This window comes from Mediterraneibacter massiliensis (genome assembly GCF_001487105.1).
GTDB classification, from domain to species: Bacteria; Bacillota; Clostridia; order Lachnospirales; family Lachnospiraceae; genus Mediterraneibacter; species Mediterraneibacter massiliensis.
In genome coordinates this window covers 1437903-1452523 of record NZ_LN913001.1, presented here as the reverse complement: position 1 = coordinate 1452523, position 14621 = coordinate 1437903, and the positions used below count along the sequence as shown (strand labels likewise).

The following is a 14621-nucleotide window of genomic DNA, read 5'->3' as shown; positions in this document are numbered from 1 at the left end:
CATCCGTCTACTCTCCGCCTAATTTAGAAGCCACAAACCATCCTGCTATAAAGGTCACAATTCCTATCCCCACCACAAGCACAGACCCGCCGGACCAGTCTGTTTTCAATAAAATCGCGATCGGTGAAGCTATGATCAGTCCTAGTATTCCATAGTAAGCATGTATTTCTGCTTTGCGGAAAATAAATTCTATTAATTTTGCGATCAGGAAGATCCCCAATACCACTCCAATGCCAAATGGAATCAATACTCCGCAGACAGTCAATATCTGCCCCATATCAAAAGAGACGAGAGCGTCTATGAAACGATTGATCGTTCGGATGATCGTATCATAATATCCCAATAACATAAGCATCATGGAACCGCTCACTCCGGGAACAACCATCGTAGCGGCTGCAATGATGCCGACAAACAGAAGTTTGATCACATTGATAACCCCCAATGTAACATCTGCGCTTTTACCTCCTGTCTCTCCTAACAGTGCCATCAAGATCACGACCGCAAAAAAAACAATAAATGCGGCAATCTTCCCGCCCGAAGTCTTATGTCCCTGGACTTTCTTGAAAATAAAAGGCAGACTTCCCGCTATCAGACCGCAGAATGCAAAATTTGTCGGGATTGGATACTCCCGGAGCAAAAATTCAAACAGCCTAGATAATGCAACAATTGCTATACCGGCCCCTAAAAATATGGGAATCAGCAATTTCATGCTATTTTTAAAATCACTTTTTAAATGTGTAATTGAATGGATCAGCTTATCATAGAGACCCATAGCGACCATCATCGTTCCGCCGCTTACCCCGGGGATAATATTGGCGATGCCTACTACCATTCCTTGTAATATCTTTTTCAGCATTTTTTCTCCTTACTTTATATACTGTTGCAAAAAATCAAATAATATTCTCATTTCTTCTTCTGTTCCGATCGTAATACGTAAATAATCCCGTATTCTCTCTCCATCCCAATGTCTCACATAAATATCCGCTTTTTTCAGCGCCAAATACATCTCCTGCGCAGAATATTTAGGATGTGCCGCAAAAATAAAATTCGCCTTCGCATCCGGAAACACAAAGCCCAGACCCGCAAGTTTCTCCTTCGCCATCTCCCTAGTCTTTATAATTTTACTGATATTTTTTTCAAAATATGCTTTGTCACGCACCGCCTCTGCTCCACAGATGAGCGCAGTCTGATTAAGGGTATAAGAATTAAAAGAATATTTCACATCATTTAAGCAGCGGATCAGCGCCCTATTTCCTATCGCATAACCGATACGCATCCCCGCCATGCTCCTTGCCTTAGAAAATGTCTGTACGACAAGCAGATTATCATACTTTTCAATCAATTCCAATGCAGATCTTCCGGCGAAATCTACATAAGCTTCATCTACGATCACCACACTTTCCTTGTTGTGATCAAGAATATCTTCTACAAATTCCAATTCTTCATAAATTGATGTCGGGGCATTCGGATTCGGAAAAATAATGCCGCCGTTTTCCTGATAATAGTCCTCCCGGACGATCCGGAAATCTTCATTTAGTTTCGGACAGACATAAGGGATCCGATACAATTGCGCCCAAACTTTGTAAAAAGAATACGTAATATCAGGAAAAAGAATCGGCTTATCCGAATTAAAAAAGGTCAGAAAACAAAGAGACAGCACATCATCCGAGCCAACTCCTGTAAATACCTGCTCCTTATCCACTCCATAAAATCCAGCCAGCGCTTCTGTCAAGATCTCCGCTGTCGGATCCGGGTATAGTCTTAACATATCTGTCTGAAACTGTTCCAGTACTTTTTTTACCCCCGGCGCCGGTGGATATGGATTCTCGTTGGTATTTAATTTGATCACTTTTCTTTGGGGCTGCTCCCCAGGTACATAAGGTTCCACTTTACGGATATTTTTTAGTAAATTTGCATTGATTCCCATCGTCACAGTCCCTTTTCTACTCTTCTTTTTTATCGATACTCTGCTGCCAATTCTTTAAACTTTGGCAGTGCATTCACGATCGTCTCATAGGATACACAGTACGCCAGACGTACATATCCGGGACAGGCAAAAGAACTTCCCGGAACGAGCAAAATATTGTATTTCTTCGCTGCCTGACAGAATTCCTTTTCATCCTCTACCGGAGACTTTACAAACAAATAAAAGGCGCCCTCCGGCTTAATGCACGTAAATCCCAAATCTTTCAGACCATTATACAATGTCTCTCTGTTCCTGTCATAATAGGAAATATCTGTTTTTTCACGCAGACATGCTTTTACCACTTTCTGCTGCAAAGTCGGCGCATTGACAAACCCTAGGATACGTGTCGCTACGTTTACTGCGCTGATGATATTTTCACTGTCTGCCGCCTCATCCGGAATCACGAGATAACCGATCCTCTCTCCCGGAAGAGACAAAGATTTACTATAAGAATATCCTACGATCGTATTCGCATAGTATTTTGTCAGATAGGGCACTTCCACTCCGTCATAAGCAAGTTCTCTATACGGCTCATCTGAGATAAGATAAATATCTGTACCAAATTCTTTCTGTTTTTCTTCCAAAATCTCTGCCATCTTTTTGATGGTGTCCTCAGAATATACTACACCGGTAGGATTATTTGGTGTATTCACGATTACTGCCCTAGTCTTTGCTGTGATCTTCTCTTTAAATTCATCCAATTTGGGCTGAAAATCTTCTGTATTAGGAGACACTTCCACAAGCACCCCGTCATAATTATTGACATAACTTCTGTACTCTCCAAAATACGGAGCAAATGTCATCACTTCATCTCCCGGATTGAGCAGGGCTTTTAAAATCACATTCAGACCGCCTGCCGCCCCCACTGTCATTGTAATATTTCTTGAGGCAAACTTTGTCCCAAAACGTTCATTCAAAGACTGTGCCACTGCTGCCCTGACATCTTCATATCCCGCATTACTGTTCGTATATCCATGCAGCACAACCGGATTTTCCTCATTTAACACTTCTATAATGGCATCTTTGACAGCTTTTGGCGCCGGAACATTTGGATTGCCCAGACTAAAATCAAATACATTCTCTGCGCCGTAAATACCGGCAAGCCGGTTCCCTTCCTCAAACATTGCTCGAATCGCCGAACTGTTAGCCACCATGTTCTCCATCTTTTTTGAAATCATCTTTTTACACTCCTCTTTTCGTCACAATTCCTTTCTGTTCCAAAAATGCCGGACGATAAGACAGCTTTGCTTTTCTTAATCCTTCGCTTCCCGCGTCATCTTCCCGGTTTACATACCTATATTCCATACATTCATGCTGCACAAACTGCTGATTGATCATCGGATATGCTCCGTCAATATCTGCAAAAGCCTTCTCGATATGGACTACGAATGTATCATCACATAACCGCTCTCCGATCGTAAACGCAGCTACTTCTTTGTTGACCCTTAAGACGCCGCCGACCTGCCCCATTTCCTTGTAGAGACGCAGTGCATTAAGAGCCACACACATTTCTGCGTTTTTCTCAGGATTATCCTCACAGCCGTTTTCATTTCTCCACTTTAACGCCATTTGAAAACATTCTTCCATATTCTCATCGCTTAGCGGTTCATAACTCCAATCCTCATACGTCTTTTTGAATTTATTAATATGGTTTCGCTTCCCATGCAGCTTCTTGCCTGCCAATGTTGCAAGCTTTTCCGTCTCGTAGACATAATCTGCTATATCTCTGACATAAGAAATCTCAAATTTATCCGGATACCATTCATTTAACTGACGGAAATGTGCTTCTGTTACATTGTAGAGTTTGAACGGTTCCTTTCTCTCCTCCATATATCTCTCTAAAAATTCGATGGCCTTTTTTACATTCTGCGGTTCTCCTGCCGGATAAGAGAATGCCGGAGTCTCCCCTCCATCCTTAAACACCAGTGTGTCCTCTATCACTGCAAAGGTCACTTTATAATGCCGCGACCACAAGTATACATCCACAAAAGTCCGTTCGCAGCTTCTGCTCGGCGCCTTGTCAAAATAAGAACGTATCAGTGCCTGATCCTTTAATTCCGGCCTTTTAAAATTGACTTCTTCCATAGTTCTCCTTCACTTCCTGCTATCGTAAAACAATTTCTCACATTGGGTTAGTATACCATACTATTTCCCAAAACGCAAAATATTGAAATATAAATTTAAATGCAGAAGAACGTAAGCGTGAGAATGGTATATTGTAAAAACGAGGAATCTGGGCAAAGCCCTGATAAACGATGCAAAACACACATTTCATACGCCCTTTGGCCATTTGATTTCATCTTTCTAATGATCTTTTTTTTGTGCTTGTTACTTTTTCTTCATAGCACTTGAAGATTTCTTCCGTTTTTTCTTTTTTCATTTTCGGAGTGACAAAGCTAACTGCGGGAACGACGATAAGGCCTGCCGCCATTGCTGCTGCCCCTGCATTGATAGGTGATTCAATATAGTGGAACAACATGTTGGATACGGTTATCCCAATCCCGCAGACAAAACTCGCCCACACAGCGGACTTTGTCACCCGCTTCCAGTAAAGTCCATATAAAAATGGCGCTAAAAATGCCCCTGCCAGTGCTCCCCATGAAATTCCCATCAACTGAGCAATAAAGGTAGGCGGATCTAATGCAAGTACAACAGAAACTACAATAAAAAATACGATCAAAACCTGCATTGTAACGATCTGCTTTTTTTCACTCATATGTTTCACAATATTTCCTTTGATCAGATCCAGTGTCATTGTAGAACTGGATGTTAAGACAAGAGAAGAAAGCGTCGACATGGATGCAGACAACACTAATACGACCACGATCCCGATCAAAATATCCGGAAGTGTGGACAGCATATGCGGTATGATACTGTCAAAGATGACAGTTCCTGTATGCTTATCATATATCTGGGGATGATCGAACAACCTTCCAAATCCTCCCAGGAAATAACATCCGCCGGAAACAACGACCGCAAATACTGTAGAAATAACCGTCCCTGTATTAATAGATTTCTCATCCTTGATCGCATAAAATTTGCCGATCATCTGTGGCAGCCCCCATGTCCCCAGAGAAGTCAAAATCACGACTCCGAGCAGATTTAACGGATCCGGTCCGAAAAAGGAGGTAAACGCTCCGGGCTGTCCCTGCGTCACTGCGAGATCACTCGGTATCTCTGCCATTTTTCCTACAGCCTCCATGAAGCCTCCTTGTCCGCTTAAGACCGCTGCGATCACAGCCACAATTCCAAAAAGCATGATGATCCCCTGGATAAAGTCATTGATAGCAGTTGCCATATATCCGCCCAGAATGACATACAGCGCTGTAAATACCGCCATCACGATCACGCACCATGTATAAGGAATATCAAAAGCCATTCCGAACAATCTGGATAATCCATTGTAAACAGACGCCGTATATGGGATCAAAAATACAAAGACAATCATCGAAGCAGTAATCTTTAATGCCTTGCTGTCAAAGCGCACTCCAAAAAAATCCGGCATTGTCTTCGCGCCTAAATGCTGCGTCATGACTTTTGTCCTGCGCCCCAACACGACCCAGGCAAGAAGACTGCCGATCAGTGCGTTTCCGATTCCGATCCAAGTAGAAGCGAGTCCGTATTTCCAGCCAAACTGCCCTGCATACCCAACAAACACAACTGCTGAAAAATAAGAGGTTCCATAGGCAAATGCTGTCAGCCACGGTCCTACGCTTCTGCCTCCTAAAACAAATCCGTCTACACTCCTTGCATGTTTTCTGGAATACAATCCCACTGCCGCCATCACTGCAAAAAATACAACCAATAAAACAATTTTAACGCCCATCTCCTCTTGCTCTCCTTCTCTTGTTTTCTGCTCGTTATATATTGTACTTTAAAGCGCAACGCTTTAAAGTATTAAAGTATCCAGGTATAGATTAACACGGAATTTCCTTCCGTGTCAACCTGCATTTTTCTATCTTTTATTTCTATTTCATCCGTTTGACCCTTTCCTGGATCGTCTTATCAAAATTTTCGATCCGCCTATTATAGGTCTCGGGCATGTATTTCGAATGCAGCATAAAATCTGCCGTCGCCAGATTATTGGCAATCGGAATATCATATACGACTGCAATCCGCAGAAGTGCTTTTACATCTGGATCATGAGGCTGCGCCTCTAGTGGATCCCAAAGAAAAATCATAAAATCTATCTGTCCTTCCACGATCTTAGCACCAATCTGCTGGTCTCCGCCCAGAGGACCGCTGCAGTACCCTTTCACCGGAAGGCCTGTACGCTCAGAGATCAAACGGGCTGTCGTACCTGTTCCACACAGGAAATGACCTTTTAATACGTCTTTGTTTTTATCACACCAGTCTACCAATTCTTTTTTCTTTCCATCATGTGCCACTAATGCAATATGCTTTGCTTTTCCTATTTCCATTGTCACATAATTTTCATCCAACATTGCATTTCCTCCTGTCTGTTGCCGCAGTTTATCAGGCAAGCTGCTCCATAGAATCAAATCTAAGAGATGCCATGACTCCAACCGCTACTGTTACTATCATACTATAAATCAAAAGAATTGGAAATACCAGATTTATGTTTATGAAGATTCCAATAAGGAATGCTGCTGCGATCCCCATTCCCAATACTGTCATCTGTATGCATACACGAACCAGGTTCTGTCCTGTTGTGCCCAAGACATCTCCCACCAGACACTGTGCGATTACTTTTGTGTACATCCTGTTTGCCTGCAAAGCAGTATAGATTAAAATACACATTGCCACATAGACCGGCTGTATTTTCCAGAGGATCCCCATTGGAATACACAGCAGACTTCCATCCACAAGTGCCTTTATATGTTCGATCAGTGTAGAATACCAAAGTTTTTTAAAGGCACTGTCAGGTATCATAAAAAGATAAGGTGTTTTTAGTTCCGTTTCCCATTTTCCGAGATACCCCGTCATTACAAGAGAAATATAGGCTACGATCCCCAGCAGGAACATTTGCGGAAGCCCTGACTCTGTCGCGTTATCCCGCATTATATAAGCAAAAAATATGCCAAAAAACAAACAGATCAATGTCATTTTAGAAAAGATAAAATACTTTTCTTTTTTATATTCTAAAAGCTGTCTGTAGAAAATCGCCTTTGCCCCAGATGCCTGTATTTTTTCAGAAACTTTTCGGAATTTCTTTTTTCTTTTCTCTATCCCCATGACCATTTCGCCGTTTTGTTTTCTTTTCTTCATATCTGCATAGTCATCTGCAAATTTTGCGGCATCTTCATAGTACCCTCCGCTGCAGTTCATACGGACCGCCAATGTCGTCAAGAGTCCCACTGTCAGTAGATACAAAACAGAACAGAGCAGATTCAATGTATCCGGTCCTAATAAGATCAGGCGGTAAAGGGCAATATTCCATCCCACTACCGGAAAAAGCTGCAGTCCCCTCCAGTCGATAAAGGCACGCGCAGACTCTACAGAAAGGCCTTCTCTTCTAAAATACAAAATAATTGCCAGGGTGATCGCTGCAAGAAGTATTTTTATCCCAAGGCAAATACCTTTCATTAACTTTTCCGGAAGCCGGTCATTTGCATAGATGATCACCATCACAGATATTTCCAACAAAATCTCCAGTACGCAGCCTGTCAGGAAAAGCAAGCCCACCTTCCAGGGTTCTACCTGAAATACAGTCAATCCAGCCACTGACAATATCACCCAAAAAATAATGGAAAAGAGATAATTCATCCATGCGCCATGTAAAAGTACGATTTTCGGACTGATAGGCGCCGTAAAGACAAAATGTGCGTGGGCAGGCCGAAAAATAACGCCTTTTCTTGAGGAATACATCATGAAATTACTTAAGCTGATATAGATGGCCCATACTGTCATAATAATAAGCAGTCCGCTTGCAGAATCAAGCCGCAGTCCCACAGCCAGACCTGCCAGCATAAAGAGCAGGAAAATACCATAAGCGACTCCAAAGATCAGCGCGATCAGCGTGACCGGCTTTCTAACAGCCCGCTTTATGTGATTGACAAAACTTCTCTTTGTAAGATACATCAATGCTTTCATTCTTTCTCACCGCCTGTCAGTTCAAAGAATAAAGAATCCAGGTCTTTATTTCCTACATCTTCTTTCCGATAGGAACCTATAATATAACTTTTCTCCATCACAAACATCATATCCCATATTTCCTCTACCATCTCAAGCATATGTGTACTGATCAGGACAGTCACATTCTGTTCCTTTAATTCCAGAATCACTTCCTTAAGTTCCTTTATCGCCCTGGGATCTAATCCGACCATAGGTTCATCCAAAAGTATCACCCTGGGATGTACGCAAAGAGCGCTGCATATACTTACTTTCTGCATCATGCCTTTAGACAGTTCATTGCCAAGCTTCTCCTGCTTATCGTCTAGTTCAAATCGTTTCAAAAGTGTCTCTACTTCCTCATCCGTGATCGTACTGCTGTATGCCCTTCGCATATATTCCATATGTTCTCTGACTGTAAGAGCTTCAAACATTGCCGGTATTTCCGGCACATACGCAAACTGCCGCTTCGCTTCCAGCGTCTTGGCCGGATGTCCCTGTATTTTGATCGTCCCCTGATACCTAAGCAATCCTGCAATAGATTTAATGATCGTAGATTTTCCCGCTCCGTTTGGTCCGAGAAGTATTCCCACCTTTCCATCCGGCACTGAAAAGCTTACCTGATCCACTGCCAGATGTTTCCCGTATTTTTTACTCAATCCTTGTATTTCCAGCATACCTTCCTCCTCTAATTCCAACAGTAAAAAATCTCACATGATTGTATTATTGATTTAATACAATCATATGAGACTTTTTACTTTTTGTCAACAAATTTCTATTTAAACAAAACTTCTTGCTTAGAATCTCCGGAGAGGTATACCGATACGGGTATCCTTTACAGCGCAAAGACTTCTCCATCATCCGGCACATGCAGATTTCCACTGTAATACTTCTTTCCTTCTTCACTGTATAATTTTTTACGTTCTCGGATATGCGTATCTTCTGTATGATAAAGGAGCAGATTCTTAATCTTAAGTTTCTCCGCCAGCTGGCATGCTTCTTTTACTGTACTATGGTGCTTTTCATAGGGTTTAAACTTGTCTGCTTCCTCATACAGACAAAATGCTTCATGCATCAGCCAGTCACTTCCTTTTACATAGGATTCCTCGCATACATTGTACGGCTCGTCTCCACAGCAGGAAAGCTTTTTCTGATCCGGAAGAAGCATAGAAAACCCAAACTGTTTCGCTTTCGTAGAACCGATATCAAAAAACGTCACCGGACATCCTAAAATTTCCTTGCTTTCTCCACTTTCCACAGAGGTCAAAAGAATTCTTTTTCCGATATGTTTCGTTACCTTTTTTTGAATCGTCAGACCCGCGATCGTCTCTATAACAGAGACAAGTTCGCCGTGGCAGTATATGTAAAGATCGCCCTCATATTTTCCCTGGTTCATTTTCTGTCCAATCATACGTATTAACCAAATCAATCCAAGCAGATGATCAATATGCTCATGCGTGATAAAAATATGATGGATATCTTCCAAGGAAATGTTTTTCTCTTCCAAAATCCTCAGTATCTGATTGCCACCTCCTGCATCGACTAAAAAATGCAGTCTGCCTTCAGACAACGCAAAGCAAGTATTGTAACATTGGGTCACTGTCGCGTTTCCCGTACCTAAGATCGTAAGTTTCATTCTTCTGAAGTTCCTTCCTCATAATATTTGATAAGTGCCTGCGTACCCAATTCTCCGAACCCTTCTGCGGCAAGTTCTTCATAATTCGCCAATGTCTGACTTAACACACTTAACTCTAAGTCACTCATATTCGCCTCGATCAAAGCCAGTTTCATGTCTTTGATAAAATGTTTCATAAAAAATCCCGGCGCATAGTCCCCATCTAAAATTTTAGGGCCTAGACTATTTAACTGAGCGCTCCCCGCTGCTCCGGTAGCCACCGAATCTATCACCGTCTGCAGATCTAAACCTTTTGCTTTAGCAAATGACAACGCTTCGCATACGCCGGACAGCGTGCCTGCGATCATGATCTGGTTTGCCAGCTTACAATACTGTCCGCTGCCGGCTTTTCCCTGATACCGGATGTTCGTTCCCATTGCCTTAAATATAGGCATACACTCCAGGAATACTTCTTTTTCTCCTCCTGCAAGAATCGACAATGTGCCTGCTTTCGCTCCCGTGTCCCCACCTGTCACCGGCGCATCCAGCACGAAAAGAGACCTCTTTTTCCCCTCTTCATATAGCTTCTTTGCAATCTGGGGACTGGTTGTTGTCATATCGATCAGGATCGTTCCTTGTTTTACACTGTCTAAAATATTTCCTTCTTCAAAATATACTTCTTCCACATCTTTCGGAAAACCAACAATCGTGATCACCACATCTGCATCTTTTACACAGTCTCGTATCGAATCGCAAAATCGGGCTCCCTCTTGTATCACATCTTCTACTTTTTCCTTATTTCTGGCATAGATCCGGAGGTCATACCCTGCGTTCATCAAATTGCGCACCATGGATTTTCCCATAATCCCTACGCCAATAAAGCCTATTTTCTTCACTTTTTATTCCTCCTAATCGTTCTTTCTTTTCCTACCTTATCACATTTTTTATAAACTGTGAACTTCCTTTCTTTTTTTGTTATATATTACATATTTTTTGTATTTCATATAATATTTTTTAGTATCTTTACTATATCATTTTCTTTTTTTTCTGCTATACTGAATATACTATTTTACAAATAAGGAGGGTACATTTTATGAAAGTTGTCCTTGCGATTGATTCTTTAAAAGGCAGCCTATCCTCTATACAGGCCGGAAATGCTGCAAAGGAGGGAATCTTAAATGCCCAGCCTGATGCCACCGTGATCGTCAGACCACTGGCTGACGGCGGAGAAGGCACGACAGACGCACTGATCGAGGGTCTGGGAGCCACAAAAATAGACATCACCGTGACAGGCCCTCTTGGGAAACCTGTACATACCTATTATGGTCTACTGCCTGATACGAATACAGCTGTACTGGAGATGGCGTCTGCTGCCGGGATCACACTGCTTGCAGAAGAGGAAAAGGATCCTCTTCGCGCATCCACTTACGGAGTCGGAGAAATGATAAAAGATGCCATTGTCAAAGGCTGCCGTGATTTCATCATCGGGATAGGCGGCAGCGCTACCAACGACGGAGGCATCGGCATGCTCAAAGCACTTGGCTTTTCTTTTCTTGATGTCAATGGAAGAGAGACCAAAGAAGGAGCGCAGGCATTGGATACTGTCTTTTCTATTGATATATCTCACAGGATACCGGAATTAAACAACTGCCGTTTCCGCATTGCATGTGATGTGACAAACCCCTTATACGGAGAAAATGGCGCTACCTATATTTACGGTCCCCAAAAAGGCGTGACAGAGTCTATGAAACCAGCTTTGGACTCTGCCATGCAGCAGTATGCCCGTGTCGTAAACAAGACTTTTGCTAAAGAGTATTCTTCCTATGCAGGCGCAGGTGCGGCTGGAGGACTTGGTTTTGCCTTCTTAAGCTTTTTAAATGCTTCTCTTGTACCGGGTGTAGAATTGATCTTAGATGCCATTCATCTGGAAGAAGATATAAAAGACGCAGATATCGTTGTTACCGGAGAGGGTAGGATGGATCATCAGACCGCGATGGGGAAAGCGCCAATCGGGGTTGCCGCTCTCGCCAAAAAACATGGTGCCAAAGTGATCGCCTTTGCCGGAAGCGTGACCCTGGACGCATCTGCCTGCAACCATGCCGGAATCGACGCGTTCTTTCCGATCATCCGAGAAATCACCACGTTGGAAGAAGCTATGGCTCCCGCAAATGCCTATACGAATATGAAAGCTGCCGCAGAACAAGTATTCCGTCTGCTGTAGATAAAATTTCTTCAAAGTTTTATTTTTTAAAACAGCGCTTACTATATATACAGATATAGTAAACGCTGTTTCTGTTCTTTGGATAGTTTATTTCTTCTCTACAACTTCACCTTGTTTTTTATAAATGCTTCCTCCCGGCACATATCCCCTTACAGAGGAAAGCGGATAAATATTGCTGTGGCTTCCTACGACTGTTCCCGGATTTAAAACGCTGCCGCATCCGACCTCTACTTCATCTCCCAGCATAGCGCCGAATTTCTTCATTCCTGTCTCTATATTCCCTTCCGGTGTTTTTACAATGACAAGCTTCTTGTCAGATTTTACATTCGATGTGATCGAGCCTGCACCCATGTGCGATTTATACCCAAGGATAGAATCCCCTACATAATTATAATGTGGAACCTGCACCTTATTAAACAGAATAACATTTTTCAGTTCTGTGGAATTTCCTACGACAGCGCCCTCTCCCACAATCGCATTTCCGCGGATAAAAGCACAGTGTCTGACCTCCGCTTCTTTTCCGATAATTGCCGGGCCATTGATATAAGCGGTAGGAGCTACCTTTGCAGATTTTGCGATCCACACATTTTCCCCTCTTTTTTCATATTCTTCTTCACTTAATGTTTCGCCAAGCTGCAGAATGAAATTGCTAATTTTAGGCAACACCTCCCACGGGTATGTCACCCCTTCAAAAATCTCCTTTGCAATTGTTTCTTCCAGTGTATAAAGTGCCTCTACTGTAAGTCCTTTCATGATCTGTCTCCCTTCTTTGCTTTTTTCTTTTTATAAAACGCAGCTGCGGCTTCATAAGAGCCGCGTAGCTGGGATTGATTATTTAATCCCTTTACGCCGTTTATCCGGCTTATGATGAACTGATCTAGTTTCTTCATATATTCTTCCGGCGTAATAGTTCCCTCTGCCACATAATTTAGTCCCTTTTCCCAGCTGGCCGTCAGTTCCGGATTTAAAAGAGATCTAATAGAATGATCCACTACTTCATAAACCATCTCTCCTTGCAGAGTAGGCGTAATAATCTGTGTCTTCTTATTTAACTCCAAATATTTGATATGAACCAATTTTTTCAAGATTTCTGCCCTAGTAGCGCTTGTGCCGATCCCGCTGCTCTTGATCTGGGCTCTTAATTCCTCATCCTCGATCAGCTGCCCGGCATTTTCCATTGCCAGTATCATGGAGCCCGAATTATAACGCTTCGGAGGAGAAGTCTCTCCTTCCTTTATCTCCAGGGACGCAACAGATAAGACATCCCCTTTCTTCAGCGTTTTCACCGCCTCCAACATCGCATTGTCCAGATCTTGTTCTTCCTGCTTCTGTACAGTTTTTACAACTTTTTGATACCCTTCGTCCATAAGGACTTTAAAATTAGAAAAAAATGCTTCTCCCCGGATAGCAGTAACAATAGAAACCTTCTGATATACGGCAGGCGGATAAAAAATGCTCAAGAAACGCCGCACAATGCATTCATATACTTCTTTTGCTACACGAGAAAGCGGCTCCAGCGCCGCCAGCCCCTGTCCTGTCGGTATGATCGCGTAGTGGTCAGTGATCTGCTTATCATTGACATATCGCGTTTTCACCAAGTTTTTATAACTCCCAAATTTCAGTATGTCCTGCAAATAGGGAGCCGCCTTCTTATAGCGGGACAGACCGTTTAGATTTCTTGTGATTTCCTTCGCTACTGCTGTGGAAAGTACTCTCGCATCTGTCCTTGGATATGTCACCAGCTTTTTCTCATATAACTCCTGTACGATCCTAAGAGTCTCATCCGGACTCAACTTGAATCTTCTGGAGCAATCATTCTGCAGTTCAGCCAGATTATACAAAAGCGGCGCATTTTTCTTTTCCTTCTTTTTCTCTATAGACTGTACAGTACATGTCACAGACTGTCCTTCCGACAGATATGCGATCAATTCTTCTGCCTTTTCTTTTTTCTTAAATCCGTTTTCTTTATACAGATCATACAATTCAAAATACCGCGATCCCTGTACTGCCCTCCATTCTCCTTCAAATGTTCTCTCCTGCGTACAAATGGTGCTTATAACACGATAAAACGGAGTCTTTATAAAGTTCCGTATTTCTCGTTCTCTACGCACGACCATCCCCAATACACACGTCATCACTCGGCCAACCGATATGACCGCATATTTTGTATGTAAGTAATCTGAAATACTATTCCCGTATTTTAAAGTCAGCAGCCGGGAAAAATTGATCCCCATCAGATAATCTTCTTTTGCCCTCAAATAAGCCGACGCGCTCAAATTATCATAGGCCGACAGATCCTTTGCTTCCCGGATTCCCCGCAGGATCTCCTCTTCTGTCTGGGAATCGATCCAGACACGAAGTCTTTTTTTGCCCTCCACGTGTGCCTCTTGCTCCACCAGTCGGTAAATATATTCTCCTTCCCGTCCAGAATCGGTACAGACATAGATTTTTTCTACATCCCGCCTTGTCAGGATCCCCTTTACGATTTCAAACTGCTTTGCGACATTTTGGATCACTTCATATTTAAATTTCTCCGGTATAAACGGCAGAGTATGAAGACTCCACCGCTTCAGAGCCGGGTCATATTCTTCCGGATAACTCATGGTGACAAGATGACCGACACACCAGGTCACGATCGCATCCTCTGCTTCCAGATAGCCATCCCGTCTTTTTATATTTAATTTCAATGCCTTTGCAAATTCCTGTGCCACACTCGGCTTTTCTGCTATATATACTGATTTTCCCAT

The 14621-nt window shown here is 42.7% G+C and carries 13 protein-coding genes; 1 reads left to right on the top strand and 12 read right to left on the bottom strand.

Going from position 1 to position 14621, the window contains the following annotated elements; translation table 11 throughout:
* Positions 1 to 7: 7 nt before the first annotated feature.
* From BN3282_RS11145 to BN3282_RS11100, 10 genes are all read right to left on the bottom strand, one after another.
* Positions 8 to 856: a DUF368 domain-containing protein gene (locus BN3282_RS11145; protein ID WP_059069202.1), complete on the bottom strand. Its 849-nt coding sequence runs from the start codon at positions 854 to 856 to the stop codon at positions 8 to 10.
* Positions 857 to 865: 9 nt separating this feature from the next.
* The gene (locus BN3282_RS11140) at positions 866 to 1927 is read right to left on the bottom strand and encodes a pyridoxal phosphate-dependent aminotransferase (RefSeq protein WP_082667534.1); all 1062 of its coding nucleotides are present in this window, start codon (positions 1925 to 1927) and stop codon (positions 866 to 868) included.
* A gap of 29 nt (positions 1928 to 1956) precedes the next feature.
* The gene (locus tag BN3282_RS11135) at positions 1957 to 3144 is read right to left on the bottom strand and encodes a pyridoxal phosphate-dependent aminotransferase (RefSeq protein WP_059069201.1); all 1188 of its coding nucleotides are present in this window, start codon (positions 3142 to 3144) and stop codon (positions 1957 to 1959) included.
* A gap of 4 nt (positions 3145 to 3148) precedes the next feature.
* Positions 3149 to 4051, bottom strand: coding sequence for a DUF2156 domain-containing protein (locus BN3282_RS11130; protein WP_059069199.1), 903 nt, complete (start codon positions 4049 to 4051; stop codon positions 3149 to 3151).
* A gap of 211 nt (positions 4052 to 4262) precedes the next feature.
* The gene (locus BN3282_RS11125; protein ID WP_059069197.1) at positions 4263 to 5792 is read right to left on the bottom strand and encodes a sodium:solute symporter family protein; all 1530 of its coding nucleotides are present in this window, start codon (positions 5790 to 5792) and stop codon (positions 4263 to 4265) included.
* Between the two features lie 142 nt (positions 5793 to 5934).
* Complete coding sequence (locus BN3282_RS11120; RefSeq protein ID WP_059069195.1) at positions 5935 to 6411, bottom strand: methylglyoxal synthase; 477 nt, start codon at positions 6409 to 6411, stop codon at positions 5935 to 5937.
* Positions 6412 to 6442: 31 nt separating this feature from the next.
* A complete protein-coding gene (locus BN3282_RS11115) occupies positions 6443 to 8020 on the bottom strand; it encodes a putative ABC exporter domain-containing protein (RefSeq protein WP_059069193.1) in 1578 nt (525 codons plus the stop codon).
* The gene (locus BN3282_RS11110; protein WP_059069190.1) at positions 8017 to 8715 is read right to left on the bottom strand and encodes an ABC transporter ATP-binding protein; all 699 of its coding nucleotides are present in this window, start codon (positions 8713 to 8715) and stop codon (positions 8017 to 8019) included. The genes BN3282_RS11115 and BN3282_RS11110 overlap by 4 nt, the downstream gene beginning before the upstream one ends.
* A 158-nt stretch (positions 8716 to 8873) precedes the next feature.
* Positions 8874 to 9674, bottom strand: a complete 801-nt coding sequence (locus BN3282_RS11105) for an MBL fold metallo-hydrolase (protein ID WP_059069189.1) — start codon at positions 9672 to 9674, stop codon at positions 8874 to 8876.
* A complete protein-coding gene (locus tag BN3282_RS11100) occupies positions 9671 to 10549 on the bottom strand; it encodes an NAD(P)-dependent oxidoreductase (protein ID WP_059069188.1) in 879 nt (292 codons plus the stop codon). The genes BN3282_RS11105 and BN3282_RS11100 overlap by 4 nt, the downstream gene beginning before the upstream one ends.
* A gap of 197 nt (positions 10550 to 10746) precedes the next feature.
* On the opposite strand from BN3282_RS11100, the gene BN3282_RS11095 reads away from it, so the two are divergent.
* Entirely contained in the window at positions 10747 to 11874 is a 1128-nt protein-coding gene (locus tag BN3282_RS11095; protein ID WP_059069186.1) for a glycerate kinase family protein, read from the top strand.
* Positions 11875 to 11961: 87 nt separating this feature from the next.
* Here BN3282_RS11095 and BN3282_RS11090 read toward each other — a convergent pair whose 3' ends face one another.
* Together BN3282_RS11090 and topB are read right to left on the bottom strand one after the other, a co-directional pair.
* Positions 11962 to 12627, bottom strand: coding sequence for an acyltransferase (locus tag BN3282_RS11090; RefSeq protein ID WP_059069184.1), 666 nt, complete (start codon positions 12625 to 12627; stop codon positions 11962 to 11964).
* Positions 12624 to 14621: a DNA topoisomerase III gene (gene topB, locus BN3282_RS11085; RefSeq protein ID WP_059069182.1), complete on the bottom strand. Its 1998-nt coding sequence runs from the start codon at positions 14619 to 14621 to the stop codon at positions 12624 to 12626. The genes BN3282_RS11090 and topB overlap by 4 nt, the downstream gene beginning before the upstream one ends.

What these genes read in the sequence shown, in the direction of transcription:
- BN3282_RS11145 (WP_059069202.1), bottom strand. Translation starts at nt 856, where the DNA reads ATGCTGAAAAAGATATTACAAGGAATGGTAGTAGGCATCGCCAATATT.
- BN3282_RS11140 (WP_082667534.1), bottom strand. Translation starts at nt 1,927, where the DNA reads ATGGGAATCAATGCAAATTTACTAAAAAATATCCGTAAAGTGGAACCT.
- BN3282_RS11135 (WP_059069201.1), bottom strand. Translation starts at nt 3,144, where the DNA reads ATGATTTCAAAAAAGATGGAGAACATGGTGGCTAACAGTTCGGCGATT.
- BN3282_RS11130 (WP_059069199.1), bottom strand. Translation starts at nt 4,051, where the DNA reads ATGGAAGAAGTCAATTTTAAAAGGCCGGAATTAAAGGATCAGGCACTG.
- BN3282_RS11125 (WP_059069197.1), bottom strand. Translation starts at nt 5,792, where the DNA reads ATGGGCGTTAAAATTGTTTTATTGGTTGTATTTTTTGCAGTGATGGCG.
- BN3282_RS11120 (WP_059069195.1), bottom strand. Translation starts at nt 6,411, where the DNA reads ATGTTGGATGAAAATTATGTGACAATGGAAATAGGAAAAGCAAAGCAT.
- BN3282_RS11115 (WP_059069193.1), bottom strand. Translation starts at nt 8,020, where the DNA reads ATGAAAGCATTGATGTATCTTACAAAGAGAAGTTTTGTCAATCACATA.
- BN3282_RS11110 (WP_059069190.1), bottom strand. Translation starts at nt 8,715, where the DNA reads ATGCTGGAAATACAAGGATTGAGTAAAAAATACGGGAAACATCTGGCA.
- BN3282_RS11105 (WP_059069189.1), bottom strand. Translation starts at nt 9,674, where the DNA reads ATGAAACTTACGATCTTAGGTACGGGAAACGCGACAGTGACCCAATGT.
- BN3282_RS11095 (WP_059069186.1), top strand. Translation starts at nt 10,747, where the DNA reads ATGAAAGTTGTCCTTGCGATTGATTCTTTAAAAGGCAGCCTATCCTCT.
- BN3282_RS11090 (WP_059069184.1), bottom strand. Translation starts at nt 12,627, where the DNA reads ATGAAAGGACTTACAGTAGAGGCACTTTATACACTGGAAGAAACAATT.
- topB (WP_059069182.1), bottom strand. Translation starts at nt 14,621, where the DNA reads ATGGGAAAATCAGTATATATAGCAGAAAAGCCGAGTGTGGCACAGGAA.